This window comes from Streptomyces flaveus (genome assembly GCF_014647675.1).
Taxonomy (GTDB): Bacteria; Actinomycetota; Actinomycetes; order Streptomycetales; family Streptomycetaceae; genus Streptomyces; species Streptomyces flaveus.
In genome coordinates, this window is the sequence record NZ_BMPQ01000020.1 from 75539 (window position 1) to 94752 (window position 19214).

Below are 19214 nucleotides of genomic sequence, written 5' to 3' on the forward strand. Positions count from 1 at the left end.
CGCACCTGCGTGGCACCGTGACCGGAAACGGTCACCAGGTTGTGGCAGCAAAGCAGTGTGTGCCGAACCACCACACCGGGAAAGTGGAATCCGGCGCCCACCCGACGCGACAACCAGGCCGTCAACCTGCCCCAGCCTCGAAAGACCGCACCTCGCAAACACAGAGTCCCCGTCAGCACACCGACGAGGACTCATGAACAATCGAGGGGGTACGGGCGGCTAGCGCTCTACGCGCTTCAGGCCGCGCACGGCCGGGATTGCCAGCAGCAGGGCGCAGGCGACGAGCGCCATGGACGCGGACACGCACAGCAGCGGCACCGTCCCCGCGACGACCGCGAGCGGCCCCGCCACCGCCTGCCCGACTGGCTTCATCACCAGCGAGCCGGCCGCGTCGTACGCGTGCACCCTGCCGAGGACGTCCTGCGGGATGTGCGTCTGCACGCTCGTGTGGAACATGACGATCCAGAACGCCATGCCCACGCCGCTCACCCCGTAGCACCCGGCGATGAGCGGCGCGGGAAGGCCGAGAGCGACCCCTAACGGCATGAGCGCCCACAGGATCATGGAGAGGGCGCCGGCCCGGAGCGGATACCGCGGGCGGAGTCTGATCGCGACGATCCCGCCCAGCACACTTCCCGCCCCGAGGGACGACATGACCAAGCCGAACGTCGATGCTCCGTAGTCGGTGACCAGCGTGCTGTTGCCGAGGGTCATGGTGGGGCCGGCGCCGGCCAGCTGCCAGAGCATGAAGACGACGATGACACTCCACAGCCAGGTCCTGGCCCGGAACTCCCGCCACCCCTCGACGAGATCGGACCGGAACGACGATACGCCGCTTCGCTCGGCCGGGCCCATCGGGACCGAGCGGAGCAGGAGTAGGCAGGCGCCGCTGACTCCATAGGTCAAGGCGTCGAGGGCGACCACCGTTGCCGGTGAGGAGACCACGAGCAGCAGGCCTGCCAGCGACGGGCCGATCACGACGGTGACGGACTCCGAGATGCGGAGGGTGGCGTTCGCCTTCTGCACGTCCCGGGCTATGCGCGGGGTGATGCTGGCGACTCCCGGCTGGAAGATTGCGCTGCCCGCCCCGACCAGGGCCAGCAGCACCAGGATCTGCCACATCTGCGGCGTACCTAGCAGGAACAGCAGCGCGAGTACCGCTTGAAAGCACAACCGGACTGTGTCCGAGACAACCATCAGCCGCCGGGCACCGAAGCGGTCGGACAGCACCCCGCCAAAGATGATCAGTGCTGCGAACGGCGCTACGAGCGCGGCCAGCGCATAGCCCACTCCACTCGCCCCGTATCCCGCCCGGATCACGGCGGCCGTGATCGCGACGGGGAGCATCGCGTCGCCCAGCAGAGAGGTGGTGCGGGCGGCGAAGAACAGCCGGAAGTCCGCTGTCCACAGCGGCGGATCAGACGAGGTCTCCTTGACTTGCAGGTCACGGGCCATGTCCGAGCCAGCCACCGCACACCGTCCCACGTATGCCGTTGATCCCGACCAGGGCGACAGTCTCGTGCCTCGGCCGCCCCTCGGTCAACGGAATACGTTCGACAAGCCAGCGCCTACGCACGTTTGAAGACACCGCCTAGTGTCCTGCGCCGGGAATTCGATCAAGATATGCGGTGAGACGCTGCAGGATCTCGTCGGCGTCCTTCGTCCAGACGAAGGGCTTCGGGTCGTCGTTCCACTGTGCGATCCAGGCGCGGATGTCCCGTTCCAGGGCCTGGAGGTTCTTGTGGACTCCGCGTCGTATCTTCTTGTCGGTCAGGAGGCCGAACCACCGCTCGACCTGGTTGAGCCAGGACGAGTAGGTGGGCGTGAAGTGCATGTGGAAACGGGGGTGGGCCTCCAGCCACTTACGGATGGCCGGGGCCTTGTGGGTGCTGTAGTTGTCGCAGATGAGGTGGACGTCGAGGTTGGCGGGGACCTCTTTGTCGAGCTTGGTGAGGAACTTCTTGAACTCCGCGGCCCGGTGGCGGCGGTGGATGGAGCCGATCACCTCGCCGGTGGCCACGTCCAGGGCGGCGAACAGGGTGGTGACGCCGTGGCGGACGTAGTCGTGGGTGCGGCGTTCGGGCATGCCCGGCATCATCGGCAGCACGGGTGCCGAGCGGTCCAGCGCCTGGATCTGGCTTTTCTCATCGACGCACAGGACCAGGGCCTTCTCCGGCGGGTCGAGGTAGAGGCCCACGATGTCGCGGACCTTGTCGATGAACTAGGGGTCATTGGACAGCTTGAAGGTGTCCACCTGGTGCGGCTTGAGGCCGAAGGTGCGCCAGATCCGCCCCACGGTAGACCTGGACAGTCCGCTCTCGGCCGCCATCGACGCGCGTGACCAGTGCGTGGCGTCCTTCGGGGCGCGTTCCAAGGTGGCGACGACCACCGCTTCCACCTGCTCGTCGGAAATCTTCCGGGGAGCGCCGGGGCGCGGCTCGTCGCCCAGCCCGTCCAGGCGGGACTCCAGGAAACGGCGACGCCACTTGCCCACCGTCTGCGGCCAGATACCGAGTTCGGCGGCCACCTGCTGGTTCGACTTCCCCTCCGCGCAGCCCAGCACGATCCGGCACCGCTGGGCCAGAGCCTGCGCGGACGTCGCCCGCCGTGACCAGCGCACCAGCGTCTCTCGCTCGTCGTCGGTCAACGTCACCTCGGCCACCGGCCGTCCTCTACGCGCCACACGGACAGCCTACAAATATTCATCGAACTTCAGGCGCAGGACACTAGCGGGGCTGATGTGCTCCTGGAGTGTGTCCGAAGGTCCGGCGGAAGACATCGATGAACGCGCTGGCGGACGACCAGCCGCACATGTGTGCCACGGTGGTCACCGGGATGTTCTCGGCGAGCAGTACCAAGGCGTGGTACAGGCGCAGTTGGGTGCGCCACTGCGGGAAGGTCATGCCGAGGTCGGCCTTGAAGAGGCGGGAGAGAGTGCGGTCACTGGCGCCGACCTCCCTGCCCAGTGCGGCCAGGGTGCGGTCGTCGGCCGGATTCGTGCGCAGGATCTCGCACACTGCCTTCAGTGGAAGGGTGGTTGGGGTGGGCAGGTGCAGGGGCTGCTGGGGTGAGGCCCGCAACTGGTCGAGCAGCACGGCCCGTAGCCGCCCGCGTTCGGGGCTGTCGTCGTGCGGGGTGTGCGTGTAGGCGAGGATCAATTCCCGCAGGAGGGGCCCAACTGTCAGCACGGTCGGCTCGTCCAGGCCGAGCGGGTTGTCAGGCGCGGGAAGGCCGACCAGGTGCAGTTCGAGTTCGCCGTGAGCCTGGTGGGCATGCACGGTGCCGGCCGGTACCCAGATGGCGCGCGTACCCGGCGCGATCCACGAACCGGTGCTGGTCGTTACGGCCAGCGCTCCTCGGCCTGCGTAGACGATCTGGTGGTCGTCGTGGCGGTGGGCGTCGATGGCGGCTCCGGGCGCCAGCCACTGGGTGCGGGTCGGCGCTACAGGCTCGTGGCGGATTTCTGTCATTGTTTGGCAGTTTATCGGAAGCGCGCCATGGCGCGCCGCGATGACCATGGCGATGTGCCAAGGAACAGATCGATCCTCCTGCTGTCGTTCGGCCACGCCTGCGTGGACACCTACCAAGGCGCTGTCGCGTCACTCGTCCCATTCTTCGTCACCGAGCGCGCCTACAGCTACGCCGCGGTTTCGGGCATCGTGCTCGCCGCGTCTCTGCTGTCCTCGGTGGCACAACCGGTGTTCGGCGCACTCACTGACCGCTGGGCGATGCCCTGGCTCCTGCCCGTGAGTACGATCCTCGGCGGACTGGGTATCACCCTGAGCGGTTTGAGTGGTTCCTACGCTCTGACGCTGGTGTTCGTGGCGGTGTCCGGTGTCGGGGTCGCCGCCTACCATCCCGAGTCCGCCCGCGTCGCGCGGCTCGTCAGCGAGGGCAGCCACACCGCGATGGGCTGGTTCTCCCTGGGTGGCAACCTCGGCTTCGCCGCCGCACCGCTCATGGTCACCGCCGTCGTCGCCTGCGGCGGTCTGCGCCTGTCGCCGCTGCTTGTGGTGCCGGCCTTGGCCGGCAGTGTGCTGTGTCTGCCCGTCCTGCGCGCACTGCAGAAGACAGGATGCGGCGGCTTCGGCACCGCAGTTGCGACGGGCGCCGACGACAAGGCCTCGTTCGTGAAGCTGTCGCTGGCCGTCATCTGCCGGTCCATCGTCTTCATCGGCCTGAGCACATTCATCTCGCTCTACGTCCAGCAGCGTCTGGGAGGCAGTACGGCAGCGGGCGCCGCGGCGCTGTTCGTGCTCTATCTCGGCGGCGCGGTGGGCTCTGTGCTGGGCGGCAGCCTGGCCAATCGCTGGAACCGGGTCACTGTCGCCCGCTGGTCGTACCTCGTCACGGTCGCCGCCGTCACGGGGATCGTGTTCATACCCGGCCCGGCGATCTACGTGTTCGTGGCGCTGACCTCCGTCGGCCTGTACGTCCCCTTCTCACTGCAGGTCACCCTCGGCCAGGACTACCTGCCCACACGAGTCGGCACCGCCAGCGGGATCACCCTCGGGCTGACCGTCAGCATCGGCGGCCTGGTCAGCCCTCTCATCGGCAGCATCGCCGACGCGACCTCGCTGCGTACCGCTCTGACACCACTGATCCTGATGCCCGCCCTGAGCTGGCTGTTGTTCCGCACATTGCCCGAACCCAGCGCGCCGAAGCCCACGGCGGCGCAGCAGACCGGAGACGACACGGATGCCGAACCCTCTCCCGCGCGCGATCAACGCTGACCAACCTGCAGGTCCGGCGGCCGGACGGCCGCAGCGGGCCGACGACGTGAACGGCTCGTCGAGCACGTCATCGCAGCACACGTGCCCCCTGAGGGACTGGGGCTGCCTGGCCGCTCAGCGACAGCCTTCGTGGCAGCTGCTGTCCAGCCACTCGACGTCCGCAGGCGAAGTCGAGTACTGCCGGTGCACCTGTGACGCGCTGGTGGTCCTCTACAAGGGTGAGCTCGCGGCCTTCACCGGACCCCGGCACGCCTAGCTCCGCTGTTTCGGTTGGGATGAGCCGGAGGGACGAAACGCCAAGGCGCCTTCTGAGCTGGGACGATGAACCTCGTCGAGAAGTTCTTTCGGCCAGGTTCGCCGCCTGGAGCAGTGACTCGGTCATCGACCAAGCGGTGCGTCGGGCACGAGTCGCCACCCTCAACTCAGGACATCCAGAGTTCAAGATGTCTCCACCGGCGCGGTGGCGTTCGAGCGAGGCCGTTGCCGCGGGTACCGTGCCAGGTCGGCTCAGCTCGCGGTGCGGCGGATGCGCCCCGCGTAATGCTTCTCCAGTTCCAGGTTGCTCTCGAAGCCGCCGGGGACGTTGGCCGAGACGTAGACCGGCGGTCGTCGGTCGGCGGCCAGGAGGAGCGAGGTCGCCTCGGCGACGGCCATCTGGACCAGCATCACGCCGGTGAGGGTGGACAGGGCGCAAACGGCGCCGCCGTCGGGGAGTTCGAGGAGGGCGTCGCCGGATGGGGCCGCGTTGTCGAGGACGACGTCGGCCAAGTCGGCGAGCTTCTTGCCGCTGGGGTGGGAGGCGGGGACGGCGCGGGTGTGGGCGACCGAGGTGATGGCCAGGAGGCGGTGGCCTTGTTGCTTGGCGTGCAGGGCCATCTCCACGATCACGTTGTTGACGCCGGAGTTGGAGATGATGACGAAGAGGTCCTCGGGGCGTGGGGCGGCGAGGTCGTAGATCCGCCGGGCGACACCGGACTTGCGCTCCAGAAGCGGGTCGTCGAGGACTCCGGCGTCTTCGCCGCCGTACAGAACCAAGTCGGCGATGCTCAGCCGGTTGGTGGGCACCAGGCCGCCGGCGCGGCCCGCGACCTCCAGCACGATGGCCTGGGAGTGCCCGGTGCCGAAGGCCTGGATGACGCCGTCCGCGCTCACGCAGTCGGCGATCAGTTCGGCGGCACGCCGCACCTCCTCGCGCGCGGACCCGGTGACCCGGTCAAGGACAGCCAGGCTCTCGCGTGCGAAGCCGTCGGCGCTCACGGAGCCGCCGTTCACGGACTCGACAGACAAGGGGTACTCCCCACCGGTGGCTGAAACCACCATCGCGTGCATCCGTACGTGAATGAATAAAACACACCTCGCGATCAGCGGGCAACCACGGGCGACATCCGCAGCCGCATCCCGATCGCATCCACAGCCGCGTCCACTCGCACCCCCGTACCCGCCGGTCCTGAATTTCAACAAGCCAGTTGTACGGTGGCTGTTACCTTCTCAGCGGCCAGTTTCAAGGAGATCGGATGCCCCCTACGGACGTCACCTCACTCATCCGCACCGAGCTGCCCCGGCTGGCCGGCTCCCTGCGGAAGGTGGGCGAGCTGATCCTGGAGGATCCGGCGAGCGTCACGCACGCCTCGGCCGCCGAACTGGGCCGCAGGACCGGGACCTCGCAGGCGACAGTGACCCGTTTCTGCCGGGCCATCGGGCTCGACTCGTACCAGCATCTGCTGATCGAACTCGCCCAGGAACGCGGTCGCGGCGAGGTCTCCGACTGGGGCAGCGCCGAGATCGGCCCGGACATCTCCCCGGACGACGACCTCGAGCGCGTCGTCCAGGTCGTGGGCAGCGCCGTCCTGCGCGCGGTGCAGCAGACCATCGACCGGATCGACCTCGACGCGATGGAGCGCGCGGCCCAGGCCGTCGCCCGCGCCCGGCGCATCGACGTCTACGGCGTCGGCGGCAGCGGCGCGGTGGCGCAGGAGACCGAGACCCGGCTGTTCCGCATCGGCTGCTCGGTACGCGGCTGGACCGAGGTGCACGCCGCGGCCACCTCCGCGGCCCTGCTCACGCCGGCGGACGTCGCCATCGGCATCTCGCACTCGGGGGCCACCCGCGAGACCATCGAGCCGTTCGAGCTCGCCAAGGAGCGCGGTGCCACGACGGTGGCGATCACCTCCGACCCGCGCTCGCCGCTCGCCAAGGCCGCCGACATCCGGCTCACCTCCACCTCTTCGGAGACCATCTTCCCCGGGCGCACCGGCAGCATCGGCGGCCGGCACTCGGTGCTGGTGCTCATCGACTGCCTGTACGTACGGGTCGCCCAGCTCTCCTACCAGCGGGCGAGCGCTTCGCTGGCGCTGACCGACCACATCACGCCGCAGCATGCGGTGAAGACGCGCCGTTCCCGCTGAGCGCTCCGCTGGAGGTGCAGTGATTCGGCTGCGGGCCGGTGGGGGCTGGTCGCGCAGTTCCCCGCGCCCCTGTTGAGGGGCCTGCGGCCCTCAACAGGGGCGCGGATACTGCACCGGAGGCTCGCGTAGGCGCACCTCTTGCATGGATGAACCACCAGCAACGCGCACGCATGGTTGTTTGAACCATCCCTCCGGTGTCAGGATGTGGCTCCGCCGAGCCCTCTCGTAGGAGACCCATGCGCGTCACCTCTGTCGAGTCGACCGAGCTTTTCGTCGGAACCGTCGGCACCACCGAGCAGCCGCGCCAGGTGGTCGCCGTCGAGCTGAGCCACCTCCCCGGCCGGACCGTCCGCCTCACCGTCGAGGGCCCCGGCGTGACCGGCGAGACCGAGGCCACCGCTGCCGAGGACGGCACCGTGCGCGCCGAGATCCCCGTGGTCACCGAGCCCGAGCTCGCCGTCGGCGAGCGTCGCGAGATCACGGTGACCGCCGCCGACGGGGACCAACTCACCCGCCACACCGGCGAGTTCACCGTCGCCGAGCCCGGCTGGACCATGTTCATGGTCAGCCACTTCCACTACGACCCCGTCTGGTGGAACACCCAGGCCGCGTACACCGAGACCTGGGACGTCGCCGACGACCCCGCCTCCACCGGCCTCCCGGCCCGTACCTTCGACTCGCGCGGCCAGTCCGGGATGAGCCTGGTGCGGGCCCACTGCGATCTGGCGCGGCGCGATCCGGCGTACACCTTCGTGCTCGCGGAGGTCGACTACCTCAAGCCGTACTGGGACGCCTTCCCGGAGGAGCGCGCCTTTCTGCGCGAGCTGATCCGCACCGGTCGCGTGGAGATCATGGGCGGTACGTACAACGAGCCCAACACCAACCTCACAGGGGCCGAGGCGACCGTACGCAACGCCGTGTACGGCGACGGCTTCCAGCGAGCCGTCATGGGCGCGTCCCCCGAAACCGCCTGGCAGTTGGACGCCTTCGGGCACGATCCCCAGTTCCCGGGGCTGATGGCGGACGCAGGGCTGAGCTCCAGCTCGTGGGCACGTGGGCCCTTCCACCAGTGGGGACCGACGCTGTCCGTCTTCGGGGAGGAGCCGAGGGATCCGAACCGGATGCAGTTCCCGGCGGAGTTCTCGTGGATCGCTCCCTCGGGGCGCGGGCTGCTGACCGCTTACATGGTCAACCATTACGGAGCGGGCTGGGCGATCGACAACGCGCCGACGCTGCCCAAGGCGGAAGCCGCCGCGTACAAGCTGTTCAAGGGGCTCAAGCAGGTGGCGCTCACGCGCAATGTGCTGCTTCCGGTCGGTGGGGACTACGCGCCGCCGTGCCGTTGGGTGATGGACATCCACCGGGACTGGAACGCCCGTTACGTCTGGCCGCGCTTCGTCAGCGCGATCCCGAGGGACTTCTTCGCCGCCGTTCGCGCGGAGCTCGACGAGGAAGGCCGCAAGGCCTCGCCGCAGACACGGGACATGAACCCCGTCTACACCGGCAAGGACGTCTCGTACATCGACACCAAGCAGGCGCAGCGGTACGGGGAGACGCTGCTCGCCGACGCGGAGGCGTGGGCGACGCTCGCCTCGATGGTCACCGGGCATCCGTATCCGGACGCGGCGCTCGACAAGGCGTGGCGGCAGCTGATCTACGGCGCCCATCATGACGCCGTCACCGGCTCCGAGTCCGACCAGGTCTATATCGACCTGCTGACAGGCTGGCGGGAGTTGTACGACCTGGCCGACACGGTGCACGCCGACGCGACCGATGCCCTGGCCCGGCAGGTGGCTCAACTGCCCTGCGGTGGCCCGGACTTGGTCGTCTTCAACTCCGCCACCTGGGAGCGGCGGGACGTGCTCACCCTGGCAGACCCGGGTCTCGTACCGCTCGACGACACGGGTCTGCCGCTGCCTGCCGTACGCGACGACGACGGCCAACTCCGCGTGGTCGTACCGGAAGTGCCGGGCATGGGCCTGCGCGCCCTGCCGCTCGCCGAGGGCTCCGTGGCCGAGTGGGCGCCCGGCGAAGGCACCACGATCCGCAACGAGTTCTACGAGGTGACCGTCGATCCGGCGCGCGGCGGGGGCGTGAGCGGCTTGCGCGCGCTGGCGGAGGGCGGCCGCGACCTGCTGCGCGCCGGGGACATCGGCAACGAGCTGGTCGTACAGGAGGAGTACCCGAGGCACCCGCGTTTCGGCGAGGGCCCCTGGCATCTCACGCCGACCGGCACGACCGCCGCCCGCAGCAGCGAGGTGACCGCCGACGTACAGGTCGAGCACTCCCCCGCCGGATCCCGGATCACCGTCACCGCGGACCTCGGCCTCTTCCGCTACACGCAACGGCTGTGTCTGTGGAAGGGGGTCGCGCGGCTGGACGTGTCCACCACCATCGACGGTTACGACGGGGCCGACCGGCTCATCCGGGTGCGGTGGCCGTCGGACGTACGGGGCGGGCTGCCGGTGCATGAGGTGGCGGACGCGGTGATCGGGCGCGGGTTCGGGTTCGTGGACGTCGACAGCGAGCAGTTTCCCTGGACCTTGGACAATCCGGCGAACACCTGGTTCGGGCTCGGCTCCACCGCCCGGACCGAACTCCGGGACGACGCTGGCACGTTGCTCGGGCACCGGTCGATCGGGGTCGCCGAGTTGATCTACGGCTCCTGGGAGGAGGCCGGCGAGCTCGGGGCCCCGCTCGCGGCGGCCCTCGTCCGTGCGGGCGTCACGGCGACCTCGACGATCGCGGACGGTCCTCGTTACGGCGACCTGGAGGTCGACTCCAACCTCCCCGACATCCGTATCGCCGTCGGCGCCCCCGACCGCAACTCCGTGGTCGCCGAGGCGCTGGGCTGGGACCCGGCCGCCGGGCGCGAACTGCGGCGGCAACTGGCCGAGCGGGGTGTGGCGGCGGTGTGGGTCGCGCCGCGTGCGGGGCTGCGCGAGGAGTGGGTGCCGGGGGCGGACCTGCGTGACCTGGAGCGGCTGCCGCTGCTCGTGGTGGCGGGTGCCCGTCCCGAGGACGACGCGAAGGCGGTCGCCGAGCTGGTGGCCGACCTGGAGGAGGCGACGGTACGGGCCACCGCGGCGGGCGGTGGTGAGGCCCTGCCACCGGGTGACGCCTGGGACGGCCGCAGCTTCGCCGTCCTCAACCGCGGCACGCCGGGCTGCGTGGTCACGTCCTCCGGCGACCTCTACATGTCCCTGATGCGCTCCTGCACCGGCTGGCCCTCGGGGATCTGGATCGACCCTCCGCGCCGTACCGCCCCCGACGGCTCGTCCTTCCAGCTCCAGCGCTGGTCCCACACCTTCGAGTACGCGGTGATGGGCGGCGAGGGCGACTGGCGCGAGCTCCAACTCCCGCAGGCGGGCCATGAGTTCAACCATCCGCTCACGGCGCGGCTGCGCGGCGGCCGGGCGGCGGATGACGACTCCGTACTGCCGAGACGGACGGCTCTGCTGGGGCTTGAGCCGGAGGGCCGGGTACTGCTCGACGCGCTCAAGCCGCTCGGCTCCCCGCTGGCCCGGGGCAGCGTGACACCGGCCGACCCGAGGCGTGGGATCGCGGTGCGGATGCATGAGGTGTCGGGCCGTCCGGTGCGGGCGCGGGTGCGTGGGCCACTGCCGTGGATGGTCGGCTCTCGGGCCGACGTCCTGGAGACGCCGGGGGAACCACTGGTCCCGGAGGACGGTGTCCTCGGTGTCGGGCTGACCGGGTTCGAGGTCGCCACGGTGCTGGCGACACCTGGGGACGGCTCCCCCAGCGCGACGCAGGGTCCCGGGATCGCCGCGTACGAACCCGCCCAACCCGTCCCCACCCGGTACTGGCTGCACAACTCCGGCCCCGCACCGCGCGGGAACATGCCCGTGACCGTGTACGTCTCACCGAGCGCGCTCACCCTCGACGGACCCGTCACCGCGACCGTGCGGGTCGCCTCGGAGCTCACCGACGCCCCGGTGTCGGGCGACGTGACCCTCCACGTACCGCCCGACTGGGTCGCCGAGCCCGCCCGGCTGCCGTACGCGCTGGGCCCCGGCGGATTCACCCTCGCCGAGTGCACCGTGACGCCCGCCCCCGATGCCGTACCCGGCCGGCACTGGCTCGCCGCGCGGCTGTCGTACGGCGGACAGGTGTACGAGGATGTCGTGGCCCTCGATGTGCCGGGCGCGGTTCCGGAGGGCGAGCCGGACGGGCGTACTGGCCCAACCCTGGTGTCCCGGCTGGGAGTTGAGCGGGTCAGTGTGCGCAGGGGTGAGCGGGGGCGGGTTCCGGTGAGCGTGCGGAACACGACCCGTGGTCCGATCACTGGCACCTTGTGGGCGGTTTCCTCGTGGGGCACCTGGCCGGGGGTGGGGCCCGGCTGCCAAGGGTTCGCCGTGGCGCCCGGGGAGCAGGCGGAGTGTGTCATTGAGGTGGACGGGCGGGCGGTGCCGCCGGGTTCGTACTGGCTGATGGCGAAGGTCGCCTGGCACGGGCAGGTCGCCTATACCGAGGCGGTTCCGCTGGAGGTGACGCCGTGACACATGTGCATCCGCCCGAGGGGGCCGCGGCGCTGGTGCACGGCGAAGCAATCGCCACAGCACAGGTGGACGCACTGCTAAAAGCGATGCCTCCGCGCGAAGCGCCCCTTCAGGGGCGCGGGGCCGTGACATATGCGGCTCCGCCGCGATGGGGGTCCCCCCGCGCGAGCTCGATTCGAGCGTGGGGGAGCGACCAGCCACAGCCGGCCCGCAGTTCTCAAACTGCCCTTCCCGCGGAGCGACTGCGGCGCCAGCGAAGGCGCTGGGCCACCCAGATCGTCGTCGCCGACGAACTCGCCCGCCGCGCCTGCACCGAGCGCGGGCTCGAGCCCCCGGCCCGGGAGACACTCCAAGTGCTCGCCGTGGACGGGGGCGACGTGGCCGACCTCGGAAGCATCGTCGCGGTCGTACTCGCCTACTCCCCCGCCGCACGCACCCTGCTGGCCCAACTCGCGGACGAGCAGGACCTCCCCGAAGCAGCCGTACGGGACTACTACGACCGCAACCGGGACCGCTTCCTCACCCAGGACGCCCTGCGGCGAGGAGTCGACCCCTTCGGCGGCGCGACACCGGCGGACTTCCTGCCGTACGCGGACGTACGGGAGGGCATCGCCCACGGGCTGCGGCAGGCGGCGGGCCGGCGCGCCTTCTTCGCCTGGCTGGACCGGGCCCGCGCCGGTGTGGTGTACGCCGTCGGCCACGAACACCCGGGCGACCCCTCGCACCCGGACCACGAGCACCGGCACTGACCCCGAGCCGGAACCCAAAAGCAACACGGCACCCCATTGACCTCCGATGAATTTTGGTCCACCTTTTCATCAATCGGAGTCCAAGTTGGTGAATTGAACCAGCACATCCCCAGATACCTGTTCGCAGGAGGGCATCCCATGCGTGCGAGAAGACTGACCGGATCCGTGGCGGCCATCGTCGTTCTGTCCCTGACAGCCGCCGGCTGCGGCCTCGGCGGCTCGGACGGCGGCGAGGCCACCGCCGGCGGCTGCAAGGTCGACGAGGGCAATGTCGGCTCGGGGAAGCTCACCGGCGACGTCAAGGGCGACATCACCTTCCAGACGACCAACGTGAAGAAGGACTTCGGGGACTACTTCAACGGCGTCATCAAGGCCTTCGAGAAGGCCAACCCGGACACGAAGATCAAGTGGATCGACGACCCGGGCGACGCCACCTTCACCCAGCGGCTGGTCGCCGACGCGCAGGGCTGCACCCTCCCGGACGTCGTGAACATCAACGTCAACACGGCGATCGCGCTGACGAAGAACGGCTACCTGCTCAACCTGGACGAGAAGGCTCCGGACGCGGGCAAGCCGTTCACGGACGCGATGTGGAAGTCCACCACGTACGCCGACGCCGAGGGCAACAAGGTGCACAGCGTGCTGCCCTGGTACTCCGGCGGCATCCTGCAGACCTTCAACACCGAGCTGATGGAGAAGGCGGGCCTGGACCCGGCGAAGCCCGCGACCACGGTGCTCGGTCTGTTCGCCGACGCCGAGAAGGTCGCCAAGGCCTCCGACGGCGACTACTACGCCTTCCTCGCCAACCCGCAGCACCACATCCCCGCCCACTGGCAGCAGATGGGTATCGAGGTGCTGTCCTCCGACGGCAAGAAGTTCACCTTCGCCGACGACCCGAAGACCGTGCAGTGGGTCGAGGCCATGACCAGCCTCTACAAGGCCGGCGGGATGCCCAGGGACTCCCTCTCCTCCACCCAGGACCCGGCCAACGTCTACGGCCAGGGCAAGCTGGTCTACGGCCCCACCAACCCCAACTTCCTGCGCTTCATCCAGCAGAACAACCCGACCGTCTACGAGAAGACCGGCGTCGCCCCCTACATGCTGGACGCACTCGGCCACACCGTCGGCGCCCCGCAGTACGTCGGTGTCGCCTCCACCAGCAAGAACGCCTCGACCGCGCTGGCCTTCGCACAGTTCCTGACGAACGCGCAGAACCAGCTGGAGTGGGCGAAGGACCCGAACGTCGTCATCTTCCCCTCCACCACCGAGTCGTTGAAGGACCCCTTCTTCCAGAAGGTCGAGGGCACCGACCCCTTCTCCGAGGCCCGGAAGATCGTCGCCGATGACCGCCAGACCTCGACGGCCGACGAAATCGCCCTCACGCCCGGCGAGTTGAACGCCATCGTGGCCCAGATACAGCTGGCGATGCAGGGCAAGAAGAGCGCCCAGGACGCCCTCGACGAGGCCCAGTCCAAGGCCAACGAGCTGATCGAGCAGGGCAGCTGACCCATGGCCGTACGCCCCCTGCGCACTCTCGACAAGGCGCCCGCCCCCACCTCCCCGGGGGCGGGCGCCCCGCGCCCCGGCGCTTCCCCCTCACCACACCCGCCGGGGCCGCTGCGCCGCGCCCTCCGCTCCGTGACGCCCGGCCCGGCGCCGGACGCGGGGGGCGCGGCGCTCTACCGCAAGTGGTGGCTGCCCTGGCTGTGGATGGCCCCGGCCGTCGTCGGCGTCACGGTCTTCGGAGTGTGGCCGTTCCTCAACACGCTCATCCTGTCCTTCACCGACGCCAAACCCCTCGGCGGCGCCGCGGGCTTCGTGGGCCTGGACAACTACACCCGGATGTTCGGCGACTCGGACTTCTGGCTCGCCACCCGCAACAGCCTGCTGTACGCGGTGATCGTTGTCCCCCTGATGGTGCTGCTGCCGCTGATGCTGGCCGTGCTGGTCGAGAAGAACCTGCCCGGCATCGGCTTCTTCCGCTCCGCCTTCTACACCCCCGTCCTCGCCTCCAGCGTGGTCGTCGGCCTGAGCTGGCAGTGGCTGCTGAGCGACCAGGGCCTGGTCAACACCTGGCTGCAGAAAGGCCACTTGATCAAGGAGGCCATCCCCTTCCTCTCCGACTCGTGGCTGATCCTGCTCTCGGCGATGGGCCTGACGATCTGGAAGGGCCTCGGCTGGTACATGATCTTCTACCTGGCCGCGCTCGGGAACGTCCCGAAGGAACTGCACGAAGCCGCCGCCGTGGACGGCGCGGGCTCCATCCGCCGCTTCTGGCACATCACCATGCCCGGCGTACGTACGTCGATGATGCTGGTCGGCACCCTCACCGGCATCGGCTCGCTACGGATCTTCACCGAGATCTACATGCTCGGCGGCTCCACCGGCGGCCCCGGCGGCGCCGACCGCACGCTCCCCTTCTACATCCGCGACGTCGGCCTCGACCCGCTCACCGGCAACGCCGGCTACGGCGCCGCCGTCTCCGTCGCCCTCTTCGCACTCACCCTGGGCCTCACGCTGCTCGCACAGCGCCTGACCAAGGAGGACGAGGCATGACGACGACAGCTGTCGTGAAACGCCGACGCCTGATGCCCCGCTGGCGGGACTACGGCCGCCCCCGCGAACTGATCGTCCGCTACCTGCTGTTGCTGTTCGTCCTGGGCATCACCGTCGGCCCGCTGCTGTGGCAACTGCTGTCGTCACTCAAGGGCGCGGGCGAGGACGTCTTCGGCGCGGGCGCCTCCCTCTTTCCCCAGGACCCGTCCCTGCGGGCGTACCGCCAGGTCTTCGATCAGGTGCCGGTGTGGACGTACATCAGGAACAGCTTCTTCGTCGCCGTCATCTCGATCACCAGCCAGCTCGTCTTCTCCACCATGGCCGGCTACATGCTCTCCAAGCCCGCCTGGAAGGGCCGCAAGTTGGTGTGGGTGCTGCTGATGGCGTCCATGATGTTCCCCTTCGAGTCGATCATGGTGTCGCTGTTCCTCAGCATCCGTGACCTGGGCCTGGTCGACAACCTCGTCGGCGTCTGGCTGCCCGGCTTCGTCGCCGCCATCAACGTACTGATCATGCGCGCGGCGTTCCTCGCCGTGCCGCGCGAGATCGAGGACGCGGCGATGCTGGACGGGGCGGGTGAGTGGAAGCGGTTCCGGTATCTGTATCTGCCGTCCGCGTACGGCGCGATCCTCGTCGTCACCATCAACACCTTCATCAGCGCCTGGGACGACTTCCTCTGGCCACTGATCGTGCTGCGCTCGGAGGAGCACTTCACGCTGACGCTGGGTCTGGCGCGGCTGTCGTCCTCGTCGTTCGGGTACGACCAGCGGATGGTGATGGCGGGGTCGGTGATCTCGGTGATTCCGGTGCTGATTCTGTTTGTGATCACGCAGCGGTGGTTCTATCGGGGGGTTTCTTCGGGGGCCGTGAAGCTCTGAGTCGGTGCGGTGGTCAGCGCCTCCCGCGCCGACTCGGCGATGCGGAACTCGACCACCGTGCCGTGCAGGTCGGCGCCGAGCGAGAACGTGACCGTACGGGTCTCGCCCGGCGCCAGGTCGACGGCCTGGAAACCGTGCAGTTCCAGCGTGCGCGGCCAAACGGGGGTACTGGTACGCAGACGACGCAGGTAGAGCTGGGCGACGGAACGGCCATGACGCTGGCCTGTGTTGGTGATGTCGGCCTCCACGGTGCGCCCTGACAGCCGCGGTGGACCGTACGCGAAGGTCGTGTACGACAGCCCGTGCCCGAAGGAGTACAGCGGCTCGGCGCTTTCGTCCACGTAGGAGCCGTACTCGGTGTCCTTGTGGTTGTAGTAGACGGGGAGTTGGGCCGCCGAGCGCGGGACGGAGACGGGGAGGCGGCCGACCGGTTCCGCGTGTCCGAGCAGGACCTCGGCGATCGCGTCTCCTCCCCACGGTCCCGGATACCAGGCGGTGAGCAGCGCCGCCGCGAGGTCCGCAGCCTCCGGGACGGCGTGGGGGCGCCCCTGCACCAGGACCACGATGGCAGGGGTGCCGGTCGCCGAGACTGCGCGCAACAGCTCGTACTGCGCCTCGCCGAGCCGCAAGCTGGCGAGGTCGACGCCCTCGCCGCAGGTCATCTCGGAACCGGTCTCTTGTGCTGCCCCGTTGGCGGCGAAGCCGGTCTCGGGGGTACGGGCGCTGCTGCCGCCGAGCACGAGCACGGCCAGGTCGGACTCGCGGGCCAGAGTGACGGCTTCGGGTATGCCGGAGATGTCGCCGCCGGTGAGGGCGCAGCCGCGGGCGTGGCGTACGTCCGTGCCGGGCCGGGCGAGCCGCCGCAGCCCGTCGAGCACGTTCGTGCCGGTGCCGGGGCGTTGCGGGGCCGTGTAGTCGCCGAGTTGGTGAGCGGTGGTGGCGGCGTGCGGTCCCAGGACGGCGATACGGGTCGCGGTCGGGGAGATGGGGAGGACGCCGCTGTTGTTGTGGAGGAGGGTGACTGCGGCTCGGGCGAGGGCGGTGCTCAGGTCCCGGCCGACGGATGGAGGCGGCAACGGGCTTGCGGTGTACGGCTGTTCAAAGAGGCCGAGGCGGAACTTCAGGCGCAGGACGCGGGCGACGGCGGCGTCCAGGGTCTGCTCGGAGACGAGCCCCCGTTCGACGGCCTCCTCCAGGTGTGTGAAGCCCTCGTCCCACAGGCTGAGGTCGACACCGGCGTTGAGGGCGAGCGCACCCGCGGAGACCTTGCCGCCGGTGATCCGGGCCAGCCGGTCCACAGCCAGGCCGTCGGCCATCACCAGGCCCTCGAATCCCCAGCGTTGGCGGAGCAGGTCGTGCAGCAGGGCTCGGTTGCCAGAGCAGGGCATGCCGTCCACCTCGTTGTACGCGGCCATCACGGCGGCGGCCCCGGCGCGCACGCCGGCCCTCGCGGCGGGGAGGTGGATCTCATGCAGCTCCCGTGGTCCGAGTTCGGACTCGGCGGAGTTGCGGCCGCCGGTGGTGGCGCCCTGGCCTGCGAAGTGCTTCAGCACGACGGGGGCCTTGTCGGGGGCGAAGAGATCGCCGGGGTTCCCCTGTATGCCGCGTACGAGCGCCTCGGTGAGACGGGATGCGAGGTACGGGTCCTCGCCGAAGCACTCCTCGGTACGGCCCCAGCGGGGGTCGCGGGCGATGTCCAGTGCGGAGACGAGCGCCAAGTGGCCGCCGCGGGAACGGAGTTCGGCCGCGGCGTGGGCGGCGGCCTGCTCGTACAGCTGGGGGTCCCAGGTGGCGCCGACGGCCAGGTTCACGGGGAAGACGGTGCCGTCCAGGGCCATGTGGCCGTGGGGGACCTCCTCGACGAACAGGGCCGGTATGCCGAGCCTGCTGTTGTCGACGACGTGACACTGCACCAGGTCGGCGAGCGCGGCGCTGTCCGCGGCGCCGGCTCCGGTGGCGTGGTCGACACCCGACCAGGCGTCGGCTCGCAGCAGTCCGTAGAGGGCGCCGAGACCGGCGAAGCGCTCGGTTTCGGCGTGCAGGGCTTCGGTGAGTTCGAAGCCGGATGGGGTGCGGCGGTAGGCGTTCCAGCCGTACATGCGCTGGTTGAGCTGGCCTACCTTCTCGCGCAGCGTCATTCGGCCGAGCAGGTCGCGGACGCGGGCTTCGATGGGGGCGGTGGGGTTGCGGTAGAGGGCAGTCTGGTTGGGGGTCAGCATGCGGTCGGCCGCTTCGTTGCCGGGTCGAACTCGCGCTCCAGCCGGGCCAGCGCCACGGCACCGCCACAGCCGTCCGTCACCCGGTCGACGTCCAGCCCGAGCTCCTCCAGGCGACGATGCACCGCCTCCGTAAGAGGCCCTCCCGCGCCGAGCAACCCGCCGGTGGCAACCAGCCGTTCCCCCAGGCGGCAGCCCAACGCACGTACCGTATCGGCGAGTTGATCGGCCGCCTCGCGGAGGATGGCCGTGGCGACGGCATCCGTGCCGCGGGCCGCCTCGCTCACCAGCGGTGCGAGCCCGGCGAGCCGGATCGGAGGCTCCGCCATGACCGCGGGCAGCAGCCGCATGCGATACGCCTCGCGCTGTGCCCGGGACGTGAAGGCGGGCCCTTCCGCCTCACCACCGCCCGGCAACACGTCGGCCGGAAGCCCGAACTCCCGGCCGACCAGGGCAGCCAGCACCGTAGAACCGCCCCGCCCATCCGCCATACGCAGCGCCGAACGCACCGCCTCGCGCCCGATCCAGAAACCGCTGCCGTCGTCGCCGAGGAGCCAGCCGTCACCGCCCGCGGTGGCGGTGCAGCGGCGGTCGGTGATGCGGGCCGCGACCGCGCCGGTGCCGGCGACCAGGGCGAGGCCGTTCTCGGGGGTGCCGGGCGCGGAGGCGAAGGCGGCCTCGATGTCGCTGTAGACCTCGACCGATACGGCGGCGATGCCCAGCCGCCGCAGCGCCGTGGCGAGGGCGGAGTGGGCGTTGAGCCGGCCGGGCTCGTCCGCGGCGGTCCGCGAAGCGCCCGCGAACCCGCCCGCCACCGCCGCCACCCGGCCGCGCAGCCCTTCCGGCACGGCCTGTGCGACCGCCTCGGCAAGGTGGTCGGTGAGCTGAGGCACCGGGACGGTCAGGGCGTTGCCCGGTCCCGCGGCGCCCTCACCCCGCGGGAGGCCGTCGCGCACGGATGCCAGAACGGCGCGCGTACGGGTGCCGCCCGCATCCAGGCCGACCACGAAATCCTGGTTCAAATCATTGTTCATTGGCGACCATGGTGGTTGATACATTCGCCTGAGACAAGGTCCGGCAAGGGTCCGACGAGATCCGAACGTTCCGGAACCGTTCCGGACGAGAACCGACGGTTCCGACGGGCCCGACCGGAGGAG

12 protein-coding genes and 1 pseudogene are annotated in these 19214 nt (G+C 69.9%); 7 read left to right on the top strand and 6 right to left on the bottom strand.

Annotation, left to right across the window (positions count from 1 at the left end; genetic code table 11):
• Nucleotides 1-219 precede the first annotated feature (219 nt).
• From IEZ21_RS31185 to IEZ21_RS31195, 3 genes and pseudogenes are all read right to left on the bottom strand, one after another.
• A complete protein-coding gene (locus tag IEZ21_RS31185; RefSeq protein ID WP_189325209.1) occupies nt 220-1455 on the bottom strand; it encodes an MFS transporter in 1236 nt (411 codons plus the stop codon).
• A gap of 136 nt (nt 1456-1591) precedes the next feature.
• Nucleotides 1592-2683, bottom strand: a pseudogene (locus tag IEZ21_RS31190) (IS630 family transposase).
• A 43-nt stretch (nt 2684-2726) separates the two neighbouring features.
• A complete protein-coding gene (locus tag IEZ21_RS31195) occupies nt 2727-3470 on the bottom strand; it encodes a helix-turn-helix transcriptional regulator (RefSeq protein WP_189325210.1) in 744 nt (247 codons plus the stop codon).
• A 54-nt stretch (nt 3471-3524) separates the two neighbouring features.
• Here IEZ21_RS31195 and IEZ21_RS31200 point away from each other — a divergent pair, with 54 nt between their 5' ends.
• Entirely contained in the window at nt 3525-4733 is a 1209-nt protein-coding gene (locus IEZ21_RS31200; protein ID WP_189325271.1) for an MFS transporter, read from the top strand.
• 507 nt (nt 4734-5240) lie between these two features.
• Here the strand turns inward: IEZ21_RS31200 and IEZ21_RS31205 are convergent.
• On the bottom strand, nt 5241-6005 hold the full coding sequence (locus IEZ21_RS31205) for a sugar isomerase domain-containing protein (RefSeq protein ID WP_373302339.1): 765 nt from the start codon (nt 6003-6005) through the stop codon (nt 5241-5243).
• Between the two features lie 242 nt (nt 6006-6247).
• On the opposite strand from IEZ21_RS31205, the gene IEZ21_RS31210 reads away from it, so the two are divergent.
• From IEZ21_RS31210 to IEZ21_RS31235, 6 genes are all read left to right on the top strand, one after another.
• Nucleotides 6248-7138, top strand: coding sequence for a MurR/RpiR family transcriptional regulator (locus tag IEZ21_RS31210; RefSeq protein ID WP_189325212.1), 891 nt, complete (start codon nt 6248-6250; stop codon nt 7136-7138).
• Between the two features lie 236 nt (nt 7139-7374).
• The gene (locus IEZ21_RS31215; protein WP_189325213.1) at nt 7375-11658 is read left to right on the top strand and encodes a glycoside hydrolase family 38 N-terminal domain-containing protein; all 4284 of its coding nucleotides are present in this window, start codon (nt 7375-7377) and stop codon (nt 11656-11658) included.
• Nucleotides 11655-12407, top strand: coding sequence for a peptidyl-prolyl cis-trans isomerase (locus IEZ21_RS31220; RefSeq protein WP_189325214.1), 753 nt, complete (start codon nt 11655-11657; stop codon nt 12405-12407). Before IEZ21_RS31215 ends, IEZ21_RS31220 begins: the two co-directional genes overlap by 4 nt.
• 138 nt (nt 12408-12545) lie before the next feature.
• Nucleotides 12546-13913, top strand: a complete 1368-nt coding sequence (locus tag IEZ21_RS31225; RefSeq protein ID WP_189325215.1) for an extracellular solute-binding protein — start codon at nt 12546-12548, stop codon at nt 13911-13913.
• Between the two features lie 3 nt (nt 13914-13916).
• Entirely contained in the window at nt 13917-14963 is a 1047-nt protein-coding gene (locus IEZ21_RS31230) for an ABC transporter permease subunit (RefSeq protein ID WP_189325216.1), read from the top strand.
• Nucleotides 14960-15841 (top strand): carbohydrate ABC transporter permease, encoded by an 882-nt coding sequence (locus IEZ21_RS31235; protein WP_189325217.1) that lies wholly within the window; start codon nt 14960-14962, stop codon nt 15839-15841. Before IEZ21_RS31230 ends, IEZ21_RS31235 begins: the two co-directional genes overlap by 4 nt.
• Here the strand turns inward: IEZ21_RS31235 and IEZ21_RS31240 are convergent.
• Nucleotides 15805-18060, bottom strand: coding sequence for a glycoside hydrolase family 3 N-terminal domain-containing protein (locus IEZ21_RS31240; RefSeq protein WP_189325218.1), 2256 nt, complete (start codon nt 18058-18060; stop codon nt 15805-15807). The genes IEZ21_RS31235 and IEZ21_RS31240 overlap by 37 nt on opposite strands.
• The gene (locus IEZ21_RS31245) at nt 18054-19091 is read right to left on the bottom strand and encodes an N-acetylglucosamine kinase (protein ID WP_189325219.1); all 1038 of its coding nucleotides are present in this window, start codon (nt 19089-19091) and stop codon (nt 18054-18056) included. The genes IEZ21_RS31240 and IEZ21_RS31245 overlap by 7 nt, the downstream gene beginning before the upstream one ends.
• Nucleotides 19092-19214: the final 123 nt, after the last annotated feature.

Bases quoted from the DNA above. Each gene is read 5' to 3' on its own strand.
- IEZ21_RS31235 (WP_189325217.1), top strand. From the start codon at position 14,960: ATGACGACGACAGCTGTCGTGAAACGCCGACGCCTGATGCCCCGCTGG.
- IEZ21_RS31225 (WP_189325215.1), top strand. From the start codon at position 12,546: ATGCGTGCGAGAAGACTGACCGGATCCGTGGCGGCCATCGTCGTTCTG.
- IEZ21_RS31195 (WP_189325210.1), bottom strand. From the start codon at position 3,470: ATGACAGAAATCCGCCACGAGCCTGTAGCGCCGACCCGCACCCAGTGG.
- IEZ21_RS31215 (WP_189325213.1), top strand. From the start codon at position 7,375: ATGCGCGTCACCTCTGTCGAGTCGACCGAGCTTTTCGTCGGAACCGTC.
- IEZ21_RS31185 (WP_189325209.1), bottom strand. From the start codon at position 1,455: ATGGCCCGTGACCTGCAAGTCAAGGAGACCTCGTCTGATCCGCCGCTG.
- IEZ21_RS31245 (WP_189325219.1), bottom strand. From the start codon at position 19,091: ATGAACAATGATTTGAACCAGGATTTCGTGGTCGGCCTGGATGCGGGC.
- IEZ21_RS31210 (WP_189325212.1), top strand. From the start codon at position 6,248: ATGCCCCCTACGGACGTCACCTCACTCATCCGCACCGAGCTGCCCCGG.
- IEZ21_RS31240 (WP_189325218.1), bottom strand. From the start codon at position 18,060: ATGCTGACCCCCAACCAGACTGCCCTCTACCGCAACCCCACCGCCCCC.
- IEZ21_RS31230 (WP_189325216.1), top strand. From the start codon at position 13,917: ATGGCCGTACGCCCCCTGCGCACTCTCGACAAGGCGCCCGCCCCCACC.